The 18,479-nt window shown below is 47.1% G+C and carries 16 protein-coding genes and 1 other annotated feature; of the genes, 10 read left to right on the plus strand and 6 right to left on the minus strand.

Going from position 1 to position 18,479, the window contains the following annotated elements; all coding sequences use genetic code 11:
- The first annotated feature begins 79 nt into the window (after positions 1-79).
- The 7 genes from BUC22_RS07645 (at position 80) to BUC22_RS07675 (ending at position 6,896) form a co-directional block, all read left to right on the plus strand.
- Entirely contained in the window at positions 80-1,261 is a 1,182-nt protein-coding gene (locus tag BUC22_RS07645; RefSeq protein ID WP_013378875.1) for an acetyl-CoA C-acetyltransferase, read from the plus strand.
- A 27-nt stretch (positions 1,262-1,288) separates the two neighbouring features.
- Positions 1,289-2,065, plus strand: coding sequence for an enoyl-CoA hydratase-related protein (locus tag BUC22_RS07650; protein WP_013378876.1), 777 nt, complete (start codon positions 1,289-1,291; stop codon positions 2,063-2,065).
- Between the two features lie 127 nt (positions 2,066-2,192).
- Complete coding sequence (locus BUC22_RS07655; RefSeq protein WP_013378877.1) at positions 2,193-3,032, plus strand: 3-hydroxyacyl-CoA dehydrogenase family protein; 840 nt, start codon at positions 2,193-2,195, stop codon at positions 3,030-3,032.
- 33 nt (positions 3,033-3,065) lie between these two features.
- A complete protein-coding gene (locus BUC22_RS07660) occupies positions 3,066-4,205 on the plus strand; it encodes an acyl-CoA dehydrogenase (protein WP_013378878.1) in 1,140 nt (379 codons plus the stop codon).
- Positions 4,206-4,229: 24 nt separating this feature from the next.
- Positions 4,230-5,012 carry an electron transfer flavoprotein subunit beta/FixA family protein gene (locus BUC22_RS07665; RefSeq protein ID WP_013378879.1) on the plus strand — a complete coding sequence of 261 codons (783 nt, stop codon included), beginning with the start codon at positions 4,230-4,232 and terminating at the stop codon, positions 5,010-5,012.
- 19 nt (positions 5,013-5,031) lie between these two features.
- Positions 5,032-6,042 (plus strand): electron transfer flavoprotein subunit alpha/FixB family protein, encoded by a 1,011-nt coding sequence (locus tag BUC22_RS07670; protein ID WP_013378880.1) that lies wholly within the window; start codon positions 5,032-5,034, stop codon positions 6,040-6,042.
- Positions 6,043-6,371: 329 nt separating this feature from the next.
- Positions 6,372-6,896 (plus strand): gamma carbonic anhydrase family protein, encoded by a 525-nt coding sequence (locus BUC22_RS07675; protein WP_013378881.1) that lies wholly within the window; start codon positions 6,372-6,374, stop codon positions 6,894-6,896.
- A gap of 51 nt (positions 6,897-6,947) precedes the next feature.
- On the opposite strand, the gene BUC22_RS07680 is transcribed toward BUC22_RS07675, so the two are convergent.
- The 5 genes from BUC22_RS07680 to BUC22_RS07705 all read right to left on the minus strand — a co-directional run bounded on the left by BUC22_RS07680 (position 6,948) and on the right by BUC22_RS07705 (position 10,148).
- Entirely contained in the window at positions 6,948-7,259 is a 312-nt protein-coding gene (locus tag BUC22_RS07680; RefSeq protein ID WP_013378882.1) for a YbjQ family protein, read from the minus strand.
- Positions 7,240-7,461, minus strand: coding sequence for a hypothetical protein (locus BUC22_RS07685; protein ID WP_013378883.1), 222 nt, complete (start codon positions 7,459-7,461; stop codon positions 7,240-7,242). The genes BUC22_RS07680 and BUC22_RS07685 overlap by 20 nt, the downstream gene beginning before the upstream one ends.
- 63 nt (positions 7,462-7,524) lie before the next feature.
- A complete protein-coding gene (locus BUC22_RS07690; RefSeq protein ID WP_013378884.1) occupies positions 7,525-8,856 on the minus strand; it encodes a hypothetical protein in 1,332 nt (443 codons plus the stop codon).
- Between the two features lie 92 nt (positions 8,857-8,948).
- A complete protein-coding gene (locus tag BUC22_RS07700) occupies positions 8,949-9,437 on the minus strand; it encodes an ECF transporter S component (protein WP_073382666.1) in 489 nt (162 codons plus the stop codon).
- Between the two features lie 111 nt (positions 9,438-9,548).
- On the minus strand, positions 9,549-10,148 hold the full coding sequence (locus BUC22_RS07705; protein WP_013378886.1) for a hypothetical protein: 600 nt from the start codon (positions 10,146-10,148) through the stop codon (positions 9,549-9,551).
- Between the two features lie 162 nt (positions 10,149-10,310).
- Positions 10,311-10,541 (plus strand) — a binding site (T-box leader).
- Between the two features lie 83 nt (positions 10,542-10,624).
- On the opposite strand from BUC22_RS07705, the gene ileS reads away from it, so the two are divergent.
- The 3 genes from ileS to BUC22_RS07720 all read left to right on the plus strand — a co-directional run bounded on the left by ileS (position 10,625) and on the right by BUC22_RS07720 (position 16,905).
- The gene (gene ileS, locus BUC22_RS07710; protein WP_013378888.1) at positions 10,625-13,744 is read left to right on the plus strand and encodes an isoleucine--tRNA ligase; all 3,120 of its coding nucleotides are present in this window, start codon (positions 10,625-10,627) and stop codon (positions 13,742-13,744) included.
- 267 nt (positions 13,745-14,011) lie between these two features.
- Positions 14,012-15,598, plus strand: coding sequence for a helix-turn-helix transcriptional regulator (locus BUC22_RS07715; protein ID WP_013378890.1), 1,587 nt, complete (start codon positions 14,012-14,014; stop codon positions 15,596-15,598).
- 14 nt (positions 15,599-15,612) lie between these two features.
- A complete protein-coding gene (locus BUC22_RS07720; protein ID WP_070081132.1) occupies positions 15,613-16,905 on the plus strand; it encodes a DMT family transporter in 1,293 nt (430 codons plus the stop codon).
- A gap of 42 nt (positions 16,906-16,947) precedes the next feature.
- On the opposite strand, the gene BUC22_RS07725 is transcribed toward BUC22_RS07720, so the two are convergent.
- Positions 16,948-18,216, minus strand: coding sequence for a phosphotransferase (locus tag BUC22_RS07725; protein ID WP_013378892.1), 1,269 nt, complete (start codon positions 18,214-18,216; stop codon positions 16,948-16,950).
- Positions 18,217-18,479 lie beyond the last annotated feature (263 nt).

Raw genomic sequence — 18,479 nt, forward strand, 5'->3', positions numbered from 1 at the left:
TATAAATGGACAGTTGGAGTATAAGATAAATGATTCAAATATTCACATGGAAATGTGAGAATTAATGGAGGAAATTTAAGTGGCAAAAGAAGTAGTATTAGCTGGTGCTGTACGTACAGCGATTGGTAGTTTTGGCGGTTCTTTAGCAAACGTTCCGGTAGTCGATCTTGGAACAATCGTTATTAAAGAAGCTTTAAACCGTGCTGGCGTTAAACCGGAAGACGTTGATGAAGTGTTAATGGGGTGTGTATTACAGGCGGCTCAGGGACAGAGTGTTGCCCGTCAGTCTGCTGTAAATGCTGGTATTCCTGTTGAGGTTCCTGCTTTAACCCTTAACAATTTATGTGGTTCTGGTCTCAAATGTATCAATCTTGCAGCTGCTATGATCCAGGCTGGAGAAGCAGATATTATTGTTGCTGGTGGTATGGAAAGCATGTCCGGCGCTGCTTACGCTGTTCCTAAGGGACGCTATGGCTACAGAATGGGCGATGGCCAGTTCATCGACACCATGATCAAAGACGGTTTAACCGATGCCTTCAATCACTATCACATGGGTATCACCGCTGAAAATGTAGCAGAACAGTATGATGTAACCCGCGAAGATCAGGATGATTTCGCCGCTAAGAGCCAGCAGAAATGTGAAGCCGCTCAGGCAGCTGGCCGTTTTGATGATGAAATCGTACCGGTTCCGGTTAAAGTTAAAAAAGAAATTGTTGAATTCAAAGTTGATGAATTCCCAAGAAAAGGCGTAACCGCTGAAGGCATCAGCAAAATGCGTCCGGCTTTCAAAAAAGACGGTACCGTAACCGCTGCAAATGCTTCTGGTATCAATGACGGCGCTGCTGCCATCGTTGTGATGTCTGCTGAAAAAGCAAAAGAATTAGGTGTTAAGCCAATGGCTAAATTTGTTGTCGGCGCTTCCGCTGGTGTTGATCCATCCATCATGGGTGTTGGACCAATCTTCTCAAGCCGTAAAGCTTTAGAAAAAGCTGGTTTAACCATTGACGATATGGATTTAGTTGAAGCAAACGAAGCTTTCGCAGCACAGTCCTGTGCTGTAGGCAAAACTTTAAATATTCCTGAAGATAAATTAAATGTAAACGGCGGCGCGATCGCTCTGGGTCACCCGGTTGGTGCTTCTGGCTGCCGTATCATGGTAACCTTACTGCACGAAATGCAGAAACGCGGTGCTAAAAAAGGTCTTGCAACCTTATGCGTAGGCGGCGGTATGGGTGTATCTACCATCGTAGAAATGGACTAATTTTTCTAAGGAGAGAAGGTAATTACAATGGGTTTTGTTAAATATGAACCACAGGGTGCAGTGGCTGTTATCACCATCGACCGTGAAAAGGCTTTAAATGCTTTAAATAGTGAAGTGCTTGAAGATCTGGACAAGGTTATTGACGGTGTTGATTTAGAGACCATTCGCTGCCTGATTATTACAGGTGCCGGTCAGAAATCTTTTGTTGCCGGTGCGGACATCGGTGAAATGAGCAGCCTGACTCAGGCTGAAGGCGAAGCTTTTGGTAAAAAAGGAAACGCTGTTTTCAGAAAGATCGAGACTTTACCAATTCCGGTTATCGCTGCGGTTAACGGCTTTGCACTTGGCGGCGGCTGCGAATTATCCATGTCCTGCGACATTCGTCTGGCTTCTGAAAATGCAACCTTTGGCCAGCCTGAAGTTGGCCTTGGCATCACTGCTGGTTTCGGTGGCACTCAGCGTCTTGCACGTCTGATCCCGACCGGTAAAGCAAAGGAAATGCTCTATGCCTGCACCAATATCAAAGCGGCCGACGCTTTGAGCTGGGGTCTGGTTAATGCTGTCTACCCGGCAGACGAATTAATGCCTGCTGCATTGAAATTGGCTGGTAAAATTGCTAACAACGCTCCAATTGCTGTCCGTAACACCAAAAAAGCCATCAATGACGGCCTTGAAATGGGTATGGACGACGCAATTGCCTTTGAAGCAAAACAGTTTGGCGGATGTTTTGAATCCGCTGACCAAAAAGAAGGCATGGCTGCCTTCCTGGAAAAACGTAAACACGAACCTTTCCAAAACAAATAAATATGATTTTCAACTCAAGGGTATTTTTGTATAAAAATACCCTTGAGTTTGGGCTTTTCGCCTGTATATACAAATCTGTATATACAAGAATACAAAAAAGTTTTTAATTTATCTAGGAGGACTTAAAATGAAAGTTGGCGTTATTGGTGCCGGTACAATGGGATCAGGTATTGCTCAGGTTTTCGCTTCTACCGATGGTTATGAAGTTGTACTTTGCGATATCAAACAGGAATTTGCCGATGGTGGGAAAGCTAAAATCGAAAAAGCATTAGCAAAACAGGTTGCTAAGGGCCGTATCGATCAGGCTAAAATGGATGCAACCTTAGCAAAAATCACAACAGGTTTAAGAGATGCTGTTGCGGATTGCGATTTGGTTGTTGAAGCTGTTTTAGAACAGATGGAAATGAAACATGAATTATTCCAGGCATTACAGGGAATCTGTAAACCAGAATGTATTTTCGCTTCCAATACTTCTTCTTTATCTTTAACCGAAATGTCTCAGGGCGTTGACCGTCCAGTGATTGGTATGCATTTCTTTAATCCGGTTCCGGCTATGAAACTGGTTGAAGTTATTGCTGGTTACCATACTTCTCAGGAAACCGTTGATACCATCAAAAAGATTGCAACAGATATCGGCAAAACTCCGGTACAGGTTAACGAAGCTGCAGGTTTTGTTGTAAACAGAATCTTAGTTCCAATGATCAACGAAGGTATCGAAGTTTATGCTGCTGGTACTGCTTCCGCTGCGGATATCGACACTGCTATGAAATTAGGCGCAAACCACCCAATGGGACCACTGGCTTTAGGCGACTTAATTGGTCTGGACGTTGTTCTGGCAATTATGGAAGTATTACAGGCAGAAACTGGCTCTGACAAATACGCTCCGTCTCCACTGCTTCGCAAAATGGTACGCGCAGGCGTTTTAGGTATGAAAACAGGAAAAGGATTCTTTGATTACACAAAATAAGCTTGTGTGACAAATATATTTAGGAGGAACAGTATGGACTTCAATCTGAGTAAGGAACATCAAATGTTGCGCACACTCTACAGAGAGTTTGCAGAAAATGAAGCAAAACCAATCGCGCAGGAAGTTGACGAAGAAGAACGCTTCCCGCAGGAAACCGTTGATAAAATGGTCAAAAATGGCTTTATGGGCATTCCATTTGCCAAAGAAGTCGGTGGACAGGGCTGTGATACATTAGCTTATATTTTAGCTGTTGAAGAGTTATCCCGCGTTTGCGGTACTACCGGCGTTATCCTTTCCGCACACACTTCACTGGGAACAGACCCAATCCGTAAATTCGGTACACCGGAACAAAAAGAAAAATACTTACCGCGTTTAGCAAGCGGTGAATTATTAGGCGCTTTCGGCTTAACTGAACCAGGCGCTGGTACTGATGCTTCCGGACAGCAGACAAAGGCTGTTTTAGAAGGCGACCACTATGTATTAAACGGTACGAAAATCTTCATTACCAACGGTGGTAAAGCAGATGTTTATATCATCTTCGCAATGACAGATAAGAGCAAAGGCACCAAGGGGATCTCTGCATTCATCGTAGAAAAAGATTATCCTGGCTTCTCAATCGGTACAAAAGAAAAGAAAATGGGTATCCGTGGTTCTTCCACAACCGAATTAATTTTTGAAGACTGCATCGTTCCAAAAGAAAATCTTCTTGGTAAAGAAGGTAAAGGCTTTGGAATCGCGATGCAGACTCTGGACGGCGGCCGTATCGGTATCGCTGCTCAGGCTTTAGGTCTGGCTCAGGGCGCTTTCGACGAAACCGTTGCTTACGTTAAAGAAAGAAAACAGTTTGGTCGCTCAATTGCTAAATTCCAGAACACACAGTTTAAATTAGCCGATATGTACGCACGTATCGAAGCTGCCCGTAACCTGGTTTACAAAGCAGCTATTGCTAAGGATACTCAGAAAGTATTCTCTGTAGAAGCAGCAACTGCTAAACTTTTCGCAGCTGAAACTGCTATGGCTGTTACCACAGAATGTGTACAGTTACTTGGTGGTTATGGCTACACCAGAGACTATCCAGTTGAACGTATGATGCGTGATGCTAAGATTACCGAAATTTATGAAGGAACAAGCGAGGTACAACGTATGGTTATATCTGGCAACGTTCTGAAATAGGAAGTTCAAAAGGAGGAAATTTAGGTGAATATTGTAGTTTGTGTAAAACAAGTTCCTGATACAAATGAAGTTAAACTTGATCCAGTAACAGGTACATTAATTAGAGATGGCGTTCCAAGTATTATGAACCCAGATGATAAAGCTGGTCTGGAAGCTGCATTAGAACTGAAAGACGCTACCGGTGCGCACATTACCGTTGTTTCCATGGGACCACCACAGGCAGACGACGTTCTTCGTGAAGCACTCGCTATGGGCGCTGATGAAGCGATTTTAGTAACCGACAGAGCTTTCGGCGGCGCCGATACCTGGGCTACTTCTACAACCATTGCAGCTGCGGTTAAAATGTTAGACTATGACCTGATCATCACTGGCCGTCAGGCAATTGATGGCGATACCGCTCAGGTTGGTCCTCAGATCGCTGAACATCTGAACATTCCAAATGTCAGCTACGCTGAAGACATCAAAGTGGAAGGCGACGCTGTTATCGTAAAACGTCAGTACGAAGACAGATACCATACCATTAAAGTACAGATGCCCTGCTTAGTTACCGCTTTAGGCGAAATGAATACACCGCGTTATATGACTCCAGGTGGAATCTTTGACGCTTACAGAACAGACGAAGTTAAAGTCTGGACACTGGAAAATATCGAAGTTGACACAAGCAACATCGGTTTAAAGGGTTCTCCGACACGCGTATTCAAGTCCTTCCCGAAAGCTTTAAAACCGGCCGGAACTGTTGTTCAATTAGATCCACAGGAATCTGCTGATTTCTTACTGGAAAAATTGAAAGAAAAATTCATTATTTAATGGAAAGTGGTGAACATAGATGAGTTTACAAGATTATAAAGGTGTTTTCGTCTTTGTACAGCAGGTAGATAATGTTATTACTCCTGTTTCTTTCGAACTGATTGGTAAAGGTAAAGAATTAGCCAATGATTTAGATACAGAAGTAACTGCTGTTGTTTTAGGTTCTAAAATCGATGCGATGGGCAAAGAATTAGCCCGTCATGGTGCTGACAGAGTGATCATGGTCGATGATCCTGCCTTAGAAGTATATACAACCGAACCGTATGTACATGCATTTACTGAAATTATTAACAAATACAAACCAGAAGTAGTTCTGTTTGGTGCTACCGCCATTGGCCGTGATATGGCTCCTCGTGTATCTGCACGTGTTCATACCGGCTTAACTGCTGACTGTACAAAACTGGAAATCAACCCAGAAGATAAAGGCTTAATGATGACCCGTCCGGCTTTCGGCGGCAACATCATGGCAACTATTCTGTGTCCGGACCACCGTCCACAGATGTCAACAGTACGTCCTGGCGTTATGCAGAAACTTCCGACAAACGACGCAGCAGAATGTGAAGTGATTAAAGAAGAAGTTGCTGGCTTGAGTGACCATATGAACGTTGAAGTGATGGAAATTGTTAAAACTGTTGCTGAAAAAATGGATATCCAGGATGCTAAGATCCTCGTATCTGGCGGCCGTGGTATGGCATCTCCAGAAAACTTCAAATTGCTTGAAGACCTGGCAGACGCTTTAGGTGGAACCATCTCTTCTTCAAGAGCCTGTGTTGACGCTGGCTGGGTTGAAAAAGACCGTCAGGTTGGCCAGACGGGTAAAACCGTTCGTCCAAACCTGTACATTGCCTGCGGTATCTCCGGCGCAATCCAGCATTTAGCTGGTATGGAAGAATCTGATGTTATCATCGCAATCAACAAAGACGAAACTGCTCCGATCTTTAACGTAGCAGACTTCGGCGTTGTCGGCGATGTCTTCAAAATCTTACCACTGTTTACAGAAGCAGTTAAGAAAGAAATGGCAACCAGATAGTTTGAAGTTCCTATGAAATTAAAAGTCCGAGGCTTGGAAAAAGCCTTGGGCTTTTTTCGGTGGAAGGTGGAAAGTTGAAGGTGGAAGGTTTTGGAGCAAATGTGCGGAGCACATTTGCTTAGACGCGGCCTGCGGCCGTAAACCCAATCGCTTGAGCCAGAGGCGAAAGCGTTCATTAACCTTCCACTTTCCACCTTTAATCTTCCACCTGATAAAAGTGTTTTTTTGCAGACCTCATGCAACATTTTGTGAGCGGTTTACAAATGCCGCGTAAGGGTATACAATAAAATCATCAGATTGAAAAACACTTTTACAATGTGGAGGATTCGATGTCAGGAAAAAATATTTTTATTGCAAAGAGTGCCGATGTACTGGGCAAGGTCCGGATCGGCGATTACAGCAGCATCTGGTACCAGGCGGTACTGAGAGGAGATATGGACAGTATTACCATTGGTGAGCGCAGCAACGTACAGGATGGCTCCGTGGTGCACGTGGCACCCGGCGGCTACTGTGTAAAGATCGGCGACGGTGTGACCATTGGACATAACTGTACCATCCATGGCTGCACCATTGAAAACAACGTTTTAGTCGGCATGGGCTCCACGATTTTAAACGGCGCGGTTATCGGTGAAAATACCATCATCGGCGCAGGCTCCCTGGTGACTCAGAATAAAGTGATCCCACCGAACTCCCTCGTCATGGGCAGTCCCGCAAAGGTCATCCGTCCCCTGACTGATGCCGAGATCGAAAGCATCCGTGCCAACGCGCGGGAGTATATGGAATGTATGCGCCTGGAACCAGGAAAAAGCTATTATGAAAACAGCGATGGCATTATTGTTGTCAGACAGCTCTAAAGACATCGGCATACTAAAAAAGCACTCAGAATCTTCGTCTGAGTGCTTTTTTTATACAAATTTAACCGCAGTTCCGTAGGCGATAACCTCGGCAGCTCCCTGCATGATGGCAGAGGAGGCGTAACGGATATTGACCACCGCATCGGCGCCCAGGCCTTCAGCCTCCTGTACCATCCGCTTGGTAGCCAGTGCCCGTGCGTCATTCATCATTTCGTTGTAGGCCTTGAGCTCGCCGCCCACAATGGTTTTAAAACCCTGGCTGATGTCACGCCCGATGTTTTTGGATTGAATGGTCGAGCCCTTGACCAGGCCCAGCATTTCAAATTCCTTACCGCTGATATAATCAGTATTTACTAAGATCATCCTCTTCTCCACTCCTTATCTCATCAATTCTCTGGATTAAAACATGGAGGGAAACGCCGGCCAGCGCCAGTGGCAGGATACTGCACAGGATCTTGACGATCAGAGGGATATCAATCAGAAAACAGACGATGATAAAGCCCACGAAATATAAAATCAGCAGCAGTCCAATGACCAAAGGGGCAATGATTTTCTTGACTTTCATAAACAGGCCGCTCCCTTCCTAAGTTTATTCCATTATATCGGATATCTGCCTTCAGGACAAGGGTCAGTCGTCATAATCTCCGAAGATATTCCGTTTCCGGCGGTTTTTGAGCTTGAAGAAAGCAAAGACACCACCGCCGATCAGCACGATTACAATAGGAACCGCAATAAACAACGGGTTAATGCCCTTATCGGCCGTCTTTAAAAGAATCAGGTAATCCCCCGGAGCGTTCACATTAAAAGTCGCCACTTTGGTGTCGTTGTGGTAGGTGGTGACCACCGGATCGACACTGTCACTCCCGCTGTTGTACTTGCTGGCAGTGAACTGAGACTCCGTCTGAAGCTTTGAGGCCTGATCGTCGGTCAGGGCAATGTTGATTTCCAGAGGCTTTTCAAAGGCTGAAAGCGCAGACAGAGCGCCGGTGGATTTTAAGGTTGAGGCCTCCAGCGTGAAAGGAGTGGTCACAGGCGTCAGCTTGGTTTCTGACAGCTTATAGCTGCTGTTTGAAAGGCTGGGGCCTTTTTTAAGCCCGAGGACCAGTTTGTCGCCGTCCGTCAGCCTGTTCAGGTCATCGCTCTTTAAAATGGATGGGGATACAATGATGGAATCTCTGTTGATCGGAACATTTAAAGTCACTTTAGCGGTCTGCATGTTCTTGAGCGCCGGCGCCGGCACATGGATATTGACCTCAGGGTCTGTAAGCCCTTTGGTTTCAATGGCTGGAGCCTTTAAAACCAGCTTGGTGAGCGCAGAGGAGCCCGCCTGTTGTTTTTCGGTCAGTTTGGCGGTACCGGCTGCGATGGCCGCGTTCAGCGCGTCGTTGTTAAATGCGGCCGTCACGGTGTTCTGGTTGGTTGCTGCTGTATAAACATTTGACGGCAGGTTGACGTCAATGGTAGTTTCCTTGACGGTCAGCGTGATGGGGTAATCGCCCTCCACCTTTTGAACCTCCTGCACCTGTTCCTCCACAGTGGTCTCTACCGTTGTGGATTCTGTGGGCACATAGTCGTCGCTGTCGTCGTAGGAATTACGGTAGGACGGGGTGTAGTCATTATTGTCGTAGCTGTCGTAGTAGCCGTCATCGCCACCGTTACTGTTGTTGTCGCTTGGTTCCGGATCTGGATTTGGAGCCGGATCAGGCTCCGGATTCGGTGCTGGATTGGGTTCCGGGTCAGGCTGTGGGTCTGGATTCGGGTCCGGATCGGGTTGTGGGTCCGGGTTTGGATCTGGATTTTCAGTTGGCGGTGTTTCAGTCTCGCCGTTCCCTTCTCCCGGATCATGGGTGCTGGTCATAACAGAAACGGAGCCTGCCTTATAGGCGGAGGCACAGGCTGTCTGTACTGTAAAATTAAAGATCAGAGCAAATGTTAAAATTGCTGTCATTAGTTTTTTCATTTTTCTCTCCATTACATAAAAAAATCGTCCCAATTAAAAATCGAATTGTGATCTTCATTATATCACAATTCGATTAAAAATAGTAAATTCTTTTAAGATTCGATGCGGAACTGAGTCAGCGGCCGGAACAGCAGCATGGAGATGACAATGCCCACAATGGCCTGTAGGGCGTTGAAAGGAATATTGACCAACGGGGAGACAAAGCTGCCGTATAGGATAATTTCCGACACATAGTAGATCAGGGTCATGATCACTCCGGCGATCACCATCACTGTGATTTCCTTCTGGCGCCCCGGGTTACCGCGCAGAAAATACCCGGTCAAGTAAGCCATCACGCCCTTTGCGAGCATGGTAGGAATGATATAAGCCCCAAAGCCCGCGAAGTAATCCGCCGCACCTGCACCGATGGCAGCCGCAATGGTGCCGTAAACAGGGCCAAGAATAAACCCGCAAAGAAAGACCGCCGCGTCACCCAGATGAATATAGCCATTGGGAATCGGGATCTTTACGACCGAGATCATGATAAAGGTAACGGCCATCAACAGCGCCGTATAGCATACTTTTTTGGTTGTGATGTTCACTTTTAAACCTCCGAAATCAAATGTTGCACCTATTATAGCACACTGGCAGGGAATGAAAAGAACCAAAAAGGACCAAAATCGTTCGGATTCTGGTCCCTATGGGTACAGTTGTTAACTAACTTTTTCGATAAAAATGCTCACACTGCTGGCATAGTCGAGGCCGGTGCGCTGCGGGTTATTAGGGCTGATGGTCACGCTGATGTCGCAGCCGTCCACGGTGCCCGTAATGGTGGTGGAGGCGTCGCTGCCGGCAGCGTTAAAGTTTTCGGCAGAAGCCATGAGGTCCGAATAAAACTGCGCCAGCTCAGCTGTGTCAGCCGTAGAGCCGTAAACCGCTGTCCATCCAGGGTTCCCGTTGTTCGTGGTAATATCGTGGGAATCCCCGACACCGCTCACCTTGTAAAGCGGTAGAAGATTGCTGGGGTAGGACTGAGCCAGTTGCCCATCCTCGTTGCCATAGAGATCAGCCTGGTTCGCGTCAATGACCGCCTGCATTTCTGGCGGAGTCTGTAAGCTTCCGCTGGTTGCTGAATTATCGACTGTGGGCTGCGGGGTAGCTGTCGGGGTATTGTCCGCGACAGAGGGCGCGCTGGTCGGAGTGGTTTTTGCAGCGTCCTTTGACCCGTTAAACATGGGAACAAAAAACATAATGCCCACGACGATGACAATCACTGCTAAAACGCCGAGAAGTACCTTTTTTTTCGTGTTCATGTTGAGTCACCTTCATTCATCTTTCTAAAATACTATTAATGATTCCGTATAGTCCATTATAAACGATTTTCTTTAAAATATAAACCATTTTCTTTAGAAACTAAAGAATACACTTGATTTTCTTCAGAAAATTAGGTAAAATAGACTTCATGTATGAATCGACCAAATGCAATGACGAGGACGCTGTGATCACACGTTTTCCAGAGAGGCAGCCCCGGTGCTGAAAGGCTGCCAGAACAACGATCATGGAAATCACCTTTGAGCAGGGTTTCTGAGCCAGCTGGTTAGGAAACCACGGGAAACCGTTATCTTTATTGAGTGGGCAGGCTCCCTTATAAGGGCGCAGTCTGTCAATCTGGGTGGTACCGCGGAGTTTAGCGCTTCGTCCCTGCGTGTTGCAGGGGCGGAGCTTTTTTTAATGCTCAATAATCCTGCGAAATAAAAATCAAAATAACATAACCAAATAAGGAGGCACTATGGCTGTATTTAAAAATTTATCCAATGAATGTGTCAGTGAAACTGAAAATAAAATCGCCAGCCGCTGGGAAGAGATGGATATCTTAGACAGAACCATCAAAAACCGGGACGACGCAGAAAATTTTGTATTTTATGAGGGGCCGCCGACGGCCAATGGAAAACCGGGGATCCATCATGTGATCGCCCGTACCTTAAAAGACTCTGTCTGTAAATATCAGACCATGAAGGGATACCGGGTACTGCGTAAGGCCGGCTGGGATACCCACGGTCTGCCGGTTGAGATCGAGGTTGAAAAGCAGCTGGGCATCAGCAGCAAGCCAGAAATCGAAGCCTACGGCATTGCCGAGTTCAATAAGAAATGTAAGGACTCCGTCTTCAGCTATGAAAAACAATGGCGTGAAATGAGCAAACGCATGGGCTATTTCATCGACCTGGAAAATCCCTACATCACCCTGGATAACAACTATATCGAATCTGTCTGGTGGATTCTGAATAAATTCTTTAACGAGGGCTTTATCTACGAGGGGCATAAAATCCTGCCCTACTGTCCGCGCTGTGGTACCGGTCTGGCATCCCACGAGGTCGCTCAGGGCTATCAGGAGATCAAGACCAATACCGTTGTCGCTGCTTTCAAGCGCGCCGATGCCAACGAGTACTTCCTGGTCTGGACCACCACCCCGTGGACACTGGCCGCGAATGTCGCGCTGGCTGTTAATCCGGAAGCAGACTACATTAAGGCAAGAAGTAAAAGTGAGGTCTATATCTGCGCCAAAGTGCTGGCGCCGAAGCTGCTGGGCGATGACTACGAGATCATCGAGGAAATGAAGGGTAAAGCGCTTGAGAATATTCCCTATGAACGTCTCATGGATTTTGTGCCCGTACCCCCAAATAAAAAGGCATTCTTTGTCACCTGTGCCGATTATGTCACCACTGAGGACGGTACCGGCGTGGTCCACATCGCTCCGGCTTTTGGGGAGGACGACTACCAGGTCGGACGTAAATACAACCTGCCTGTTCTCCAGCCTGTGGGCGAAGACGGCAAATATACCGAAACCCCATGGAAGGGCCGCTTTGTCATGGAAGACGGCCTGGATATTGAGATCATTACCTGGTTAAAAGAAAACGGCAAGCTGTTCAAAAAAGAAAAGGTGCTTCACAACTACCCACACTGCTGGCGCTGTAAGACACCGCTCTTATACTACGCGAAACCAAGCTGGTACATCGAAATGACTAAGATCAAGGACCGCCTTATTGAAAATAACAATGGTGTGGACTGGTATCCCGAATTTGTGGGCGAAAAGCGCTTTGGCAACTGGCTGGAAAACCTCAACGACTGGGCGATCTCAAGAAGCCGTTACTGGGGAACGCCGCTGCCCATCTGGCGCTGTGACGATGAAAACTGCGGCGAGCTGGCATCTGTCGGCTCCAGAGCTGAGCTGGCCGAAAGAGCCATTGAGGACATCAGTGAGGACATCGAGCTTCACCGCCCCTACGTGGACGACGTCCATCTGAGATGTCCGAAGTGTGGAAAGCCCATGACCCGGGTCAAGGACGTCATTGACTGCTGGTTTGATTCCGGCTCCATGCCCTTTGCCCAGTACCACTACCCCTTTGAAAACAAGGAGCTTTGGGAAAGCCAGTATCCGGCTGATTTCATCTGCGAGGGCATTGACCAGACCCGTGGATGGTTCTATTCCCTGCTGGCCATCTCCTCCTTTGTGACGGGAAAATCACCCTATAAAAAGGTTCTTGTCAATGATTTGATCCTCGACGCGGAGGGACAGAAGATGTCCAAATCCAGAGGCAACACCGTAGATCCCTTTGAGCTCTTTGACCAATACGGCGCCGACGCTCTCCGTTGGTACCTGCTTTATGTATCCCCAGCCTGGACGCCGACCCGCTTCGACGTGGAGGGCTTAAAGGAAGTACAGAGTAAATTCTTTAATACACTGAAGAACACCTATAACTTCTTCACTCTGTACGCCAACACCGACGGCATCGACCCGAGAACCTTCTTTGTGGATTATCATAAGCGCCCGGAAATCGACCGCTGGATTCTGTCCAAGTACAACCGTCTGGTGCAGGAAGTTCGCGGCGAAATGGAAATCTACGACTTGACCAAGGCCGTCCGCAAGATCCAGAATTTTGTCAATGAGGATCTGTCCAACTGGTATATCCGCCGCAACCGCCGCCGTTTCTGGGGCAGTGAGCTGACAGAGGACAAAAAAGCGGTGTTCAACACCACCTTCGAGGTTTTGGAAGGTCTGGCAAGACTCGTCGCGCCGTTCGCGCCCTATATCAGCGAAGAAATCTACACTAAGCTGACCGGCGCCGAATCCGTCCATCTGGCGGATTACCCGGCCGTGAATGAAGACCTGATCGACGAGGCTGTGGAAGAACCCATGGACCTTGTACGCGATCTGGTAAGCCTTGGCCGGAGCGCCCGTGAGGAAGCGCAGATCAAGGTGCGTCAGCCGCTTTCAGAGATCATCATCGACGGCAAGTACAAGGATATCCTGGGCGACCTGACCAAGCTGATGGAGGAAGAGCTGAACATCAAAAAAGTCGACTTTGAGGAAAATCTGGGCGACTTCATGAATTATACCTTAAAACCAAATTTCAAGGTAGCGGGACCGATTCTCGGCAAAAATGTCAAGCTGCTGGGCAAAGCCCTGGCTGGTGTCAACCCTGCTGAAGTCGTGGCGAAGCTGGACGCCGGAGAAGTCTACCCGGTGGAAATCGACGACCAAACCATTGAGCTGACCAAGGACTTTGTGGATATCCGTATCGCGGCCAAGGAAGGCTTTAATGTACAGACCGCCAACAATAAGTTCATCATTCTCGACACCACTCTGAATGAGGACCTCATCAATGAGGGCTACGCCCGCGAATGTGTGTCCCGTATCCAGCAGCTGCGTAAAGGAAACGGCTTCGAGGTCAACGACCATATTGACATCACTTACCAGGCCGACGCAGAAGTCAGCGCCGCCATCGAAGCCTTTGCCAATTTCATCAAAAAAGAAACCCTGGCGGAGTCCATCACCAAGGGAGAAGGCAATCTGGAAGCCTGCACTCTCAACGGGCATGAGGCAGCCTTCGGGGTTGAGAAAGTTAAATAAAGGTTAGGACTAAAACCGCCGGAACACTGTTCATATAGTGTTCCGGCTTTGTTTTTTATAATAATCAAACATAATTCTTAAAATAAATATTTTTACAAAATGCTAAAAACAGTATAAGAATGCGGGATAAGCGATAAGGTGAGGATAAAACAAGAAGAAAAGAAGGATTATCCATAACTTTTAGCGAATGTGATAACATTTACTTTTCGTAAACAGAGTGCTATAATATTAAATTAATACAGAACCTGTTTGAGGGGAGACAAACACTTGGATGTTAAGAAAAAATATACTGAGAATTCTGGATGGGACTGGTTTTTAAAAACCTCTGTAGTTTGGATTTTAGTCATCCTTTTTTTCGCTTTCCTGGCATACCGCTATGTCAGCACCATGTTGCCCGGGGACACACAGGGGACATTTACGGATATCCTGTTGAAAATCACGGTTTTAGTCATTGTTATCGGGCTTTTTCTCAATTTCTTTATTCTACAGAACTATTACATTGCTATTTCACGCATTATTGGAATACTGGATGAAAACAACAGCAGCCCTGTGGATGATTATTATACGACACAGAATCCCGCGGGTCATATTTTCCAGACCTTTGATCAATTTTATAAAGAGTACGATACCTATAAGAGTAAAGTCGAGCAACAGAAAGATATCCTATTTGAAAATTTTCTGATCCGTCTGCTAAAGGGGCATATTCAGAATGAGGCCATCTACTACCAGCTCATGGAGGAATATGATTTTGATATCCGCAGCCATGAATTTGTTTTGGTGCTCTTTGACGTAGTTTCCGACGAGAACCAGATCGAGGACGAAAAGCTAAACTATATTTATGCTTTTATCCGGGAAAATTTTTCTTCCTATATGAAACGCATTTACCAGTGTTATGGCACTGAAATTGACGGCCGTATCGCCTGTTTTATTTTATCCGATGTGGCATCACTCGACACCACAGTCTCATCTATCGAGATCGAGCGTATGGTCAAACTCATGCGGGACAATATCTGGCATGAGTTTAATTATGATCTCTGGGTCTGTGTCAGTGGTGTCCACCGGGGAATCCCCGGCTGCAAAACTGCCTATTTTCAAACAGTAGAAACATTGCAGAAGGCCCGCCTGACGGGAAGTGACACACATATTCTCTTTTACACAGACTACATGGCCGGACAGCCCTATAAAGGCAACGAACAGCTGTGGTTTAAATATGAGCATCATTTTATCAATGCCATCAACGCCGGGGACTATGAGGAGGCCTCGAAAATTTTCAATAAGCTTTTAAAAAATGATTACATCACAGGGGCTTCATCGCTTAACCTGGCGCGTTTCCGGCTGTTCGGGCTGCTGAATTCCATGATCAACGCATTGGGGGAGGTCCGTCTATCCCTGGACGTGGAATTTTTTGATCAGCTGGATGCCCAGCGGCTTTTGCTGGAATGTAAATCCCTGCCAGAACTGGAGGCTGTATCTCAGGAGATCTTTGAAAAGATCAACCAGTATTCTGCGGGAGATCTGGTATCAGCCGCAGACAGCAAGATGCAGCGGGTGAGCGCGTACCTTAAAAGCCATTATCAGGACTCGAACCTGAACGCTGTGGCTGTGGCCGAGGAATTTAATATGAATCCCTCCTATTTTTCCAGAAGCTTTAAAAAAGCCATGGGCACACGGTTCAGCGATTATCTGTCAAGGCTGAGGATACAGGAGGCCTGCCGTCTTTTACGGGAGTCGGACCGGACAATCACAGATATCGCTGAGCAGGTAGGGTACAATAACGCCCTGACACTGACCCGGACTTTTAAAAAGATTGAGGGCACAACGCCCGGGCAGTATAGACAGAGCAATCATATTTAAAAAGGAATGCAATTATGAAAAATGATAACCTCGTTGGCTATAAACAAAATATCATCCGATGTAATCTGGGCTTCCGCTATGCCCTGATCTGCGGCACCTGTTGGGGGATGGCCTATATCCTCATCACCTCGGTCATGAAAATACACCAGAGTGACAGCTATTCCATGACAATGCTGCCCACCGTGCTGGCCACCGCGACCACTTTTATGGTGACGGCCATCAACCTGGTGTGGATCGGTTCACAGCATAAGTTTAAGGAATTTCTTCGGTGCCTGCATTCTCCGTCGGTTATCAGTAAGGTGGCATTGGCGGCTCTGGCAGGCGGGATCGCGGCCTTTTGCACCTACATTCTCGCCTTGTCCGACACGGTTTTTTCGACTATTGCGGTGCTGTTTTATCCTGTGCTCACAGCCGCTATCGCGCGCAAATGGTATAAAGAGATTATCAGCTGGCAGTGTGCCCTGGGAATCCTTGTTATCCTGGTATGCTCCAGTCTGATCTATCTGCCCAATCTTTTTGCAGAGAGCAGCAATTCACTCATGTTGTCCCTGTTTGGGATCGCGGCCGGCATTGGCTGGGGAGTAGAGGCAGCCATTGTTGGAAAGCTCTGTGAGACCTCAGACTCGGATGTGTGTCTGGGGATACGTTTCTGCTTTGAGAGTCTGCTCTGGCTGATGGTGTGTCTGTTCCTGCTGTTTACAGGATCACCGATCCTCGCTGCTTTTAAGGCCTGCTTCCAGAGTCAGAGCGCATGGATGATCCTGGGCATCGGGATTTTTCTGGCTGTCAATTATATTAACTGGTATCGGAGTATTGTCTTTATCGGGGCCTGCAGGGGGCCGGCGGTCAGCAATCTTTCCGGCTTTATTCTGCTGGTGCTCAGTATGGTTTTTTTCATGGACACGCCGGACTGGTACACTATTTTGGCGGCCTCAGGCTCCCTGATAGGGGTGGTCATTGTTTATATGGACTGCGCCAACTCGGACGGCCTGCCGCTGCTGCGCCAGAAAAACACGGTCAGCTCTCTGGTAGAAAGGGAGAAAAACGTGAAACGCCCGCCGGCTAAAATTGCCATTCTGGAGCATCTGGAGGACGCCCAGAAGCTATGGGACTATGAAATTGCAGATTATATTGAAGCCTATGAAAAAAACTATACCACTGAGTACAGGGAGCTGGTGAGAGAATGGACTGTGGAAATGCGTGCCATGGGCCTGATCGAAATCGTCCAGGAAACCGTCGATAACGGTGAGCATTTTCAGCGTGGAAAACGGCTCTGCCAGTATCGGCTGGTAAAAAAAGAGGAATAGAAAAAACCCGCCGCAGGGGAGCCCGCGGCGGGTTTTTATTTTTTATTTAAAGGCTTTTCTGAAAGCTTCCTCGTTGGCCTCGAGCCATTTCAGACAGGCCACAAAGTGCTGGGTGTAGAAAAGGTACTCGTAGGGGTCCAGGGTGGAGTCGTAAACACAGGCAGAGCTGCACCAGCCCAAATCGTAGAGGGCCCCTTGTATGGTTACCTCGTAGAGATACTTTTTCTCAATGGCTGTCAGAGGCTCAATGCCGCCGGCTTTATGGAGTTCTTCGTCGTAAGTTTTTACGAACAGGGACGCTCGGCCCAGGTTAATGATGCCATTGGTATCAGAGAGCCAGGAGGAGAAGCAGTAGTGGATGGCCAGACCCAGCTCGAACAGACGGGAGTCGATTTTTGCCATATCATAGTCAAAGCTGCCGCAGACCTCGCCGTTGTCCAGGTATTTAAAGTTGCCGGGGTGGAAGTCGCAGTGGCAGACGTTGGAAACCATGGTATTATAATCGGCGTCTGGAATCACTGAGCGTTCGCACATTTTGGCAAAGTAGTCGTAGTTGGCGTCATAGTATTCAGTATAAACATTTTCAAAGCCTGCTTCGGCGTAGCTTTTGCGGTATTCCTTCAGGGTTTTCGGGAATTTCCTGATGATTTCATTCACGGTGATGTCCTCATTGTCCATGATGTTGTCTCCGTGGCGCCCTTCGGGGTCAAATCCGCGGGTTGAGTTGTGGAATTCGGCCAGCGATTTTGCCGCTGAGGTGACAGTAAGATCGGCGACTCCAGCGTTGGCCCAATTGGGAATCCAGTCGTAGTGTGCTTTCCCGCCCACAAAGTTAAAAACAGCAAAATAGCTTTTGGTCTCGCCCTCAGTGGTGGTTTCCGTTACCTCGTGATAGGTTTTACCATCCTTGGCTGGGATGGGGACCGCACCATAGCTGAACCCGTTTTCCCTGGCGTACTTCAGCATACTGTGTTCAAAGAGCAGGGATTCCAGTTCCTTGCCGTTTTTGTATTTACGGACAAACCAGGTTTGTTTTTCACCGTTCTTTTCAGTATAGATACCAAAGGATGTGTTGATGTATCCGCCAAAGATCTGATATACGTCCAGCAATGTTCCGATATCATAGTAATTTTCCACAAGGTCCCTCAGCTGTGTGTACAGATAGGACTCACGCGTTTTGGCCAGAACGTCATCCAGATATTCCTGCATACCGGAGGCGGCGTTAAAAATGTTTAACAGCGCCTGGGCGTTTGCAGGGGGATAGTTCTTCATAATCTCGGTCTGCATTTCAATAAATTTTCCGTCTACCATTTTTTATTCCCCTTTTTATATTTATTGGGCAGCCCGTGTACAGGGCGCCCTGATCTGTTTTCAGGATAGCACAGTTTTTTTGAAATCGAAATCAGCAGTTTTTGATATTACGATCCTCCAGTGCAGAATGTCAAAATTTGATTTCAATGGAAATTTTTGAAGGTTTTCAGCCAGCACACCATCTTTTTTTGATCAGTGACCATAAAAAATTGAAAGAGGCATCAAAATTTGATTTTGGAGAAATATGCATGCAGATGTCAGAA

It is taken from the genome of Eubacterium callanderi (genome assembly GCF_900142645.1).
Taxonomy (GTDB): Bacteria; Bacillota; Clostridia; order Eubacteriales; family Eubacteriaceae; genus Eubacterium; species Eubacterium callanderi.

Excerpts from the sequence above, each read along its gene's own strand:
- BUC22_RS07650 (WP_013378876.1), top strand. The coding sequence starts at position 1,289 with ATGGGTTTTGTTAAATATGAACCACAGGGTGCAGTGGCTGTTATCACC.
- BUC22_RS07655 (WP_013378877.1), top strand. The coding sequence starts at position 2,193 with ATGAAAGTTGGCGTTATTGGTGCCGGTACAATGGGATCAGGTATTGCT.
- BUC22_RS07660 (WP_013378878.1), top strand. The coding sequence starts at position 3,066 with ATGGACTTCAATCTGAGTAAGGAACATCAAATGTTGCGCACACTCTAC.
- BUC22_RS07670 (WP_013378880.1), top strand. The coding sequence starts at position 5,032 with ATGAGTTTACAAGATTATAAAGGTGTTTTCGTCTTTGTACAGCAGGTA.
- BUC22_RS07675 (WP_013378881.1), top strand. The coding sequence starts at position 6,372 with ATGTCAGGAAAAAATATTTTTATTGCAAAGAGTGCCGATGTACTGGGC.
- BUC22_RS07680 (WP_013378882.1), bottom strand. The coding sequence starts at position 7,259 with ATGATCTTAGTAAATACTGATTATATCAGCGGTAAGGAATTTGAAATG.
- BUC22_RS07685 (WP_013378883.1), bottom strand. The coding sequence starts at position 7,461 with ATGAAAGTCAAGAAAATCATTGCCCCTTTGGTCATTGGACTGCTGCTG.
- BUC22_RS07690 (WP_013378884.1), bottom strand. The coding sequence starts at position 8,856 with ATGAAAAAACTAATGACAGCAATTTTAACATTTGCTCTGATCTTTAAT.
- BUC22_RS07705 (WP_013378886.1), bottom strand. The coding sequence starts at position 10,148 with ATGAACACGAAAAAAAAGGTACTTCTCGGCGTTTTAGCAGTGATTGTC.
- ileS (WP_013378888.1), top strand. The coding sequence starts at position 10,625 with ATGGCTGTATTTAAAAATTTATCCAATGAATGTGTCAGTGAAACTGAA.
- BUC22_RS07720 (WP_070081132.1), top strand. The coding sequence starts at position 15,613 with ATGAAAAATGATAACCTCGTTGGCTATAAACAAAATATCATCCGATGT.
- BUC22_RS07725 (WP_013378892.1), bottom strand. The coding sequence starts at position 18,216 with ATGGTAGACGGAAAATTTATTGAAATGCAGACCGAGATTATGAAGAAC.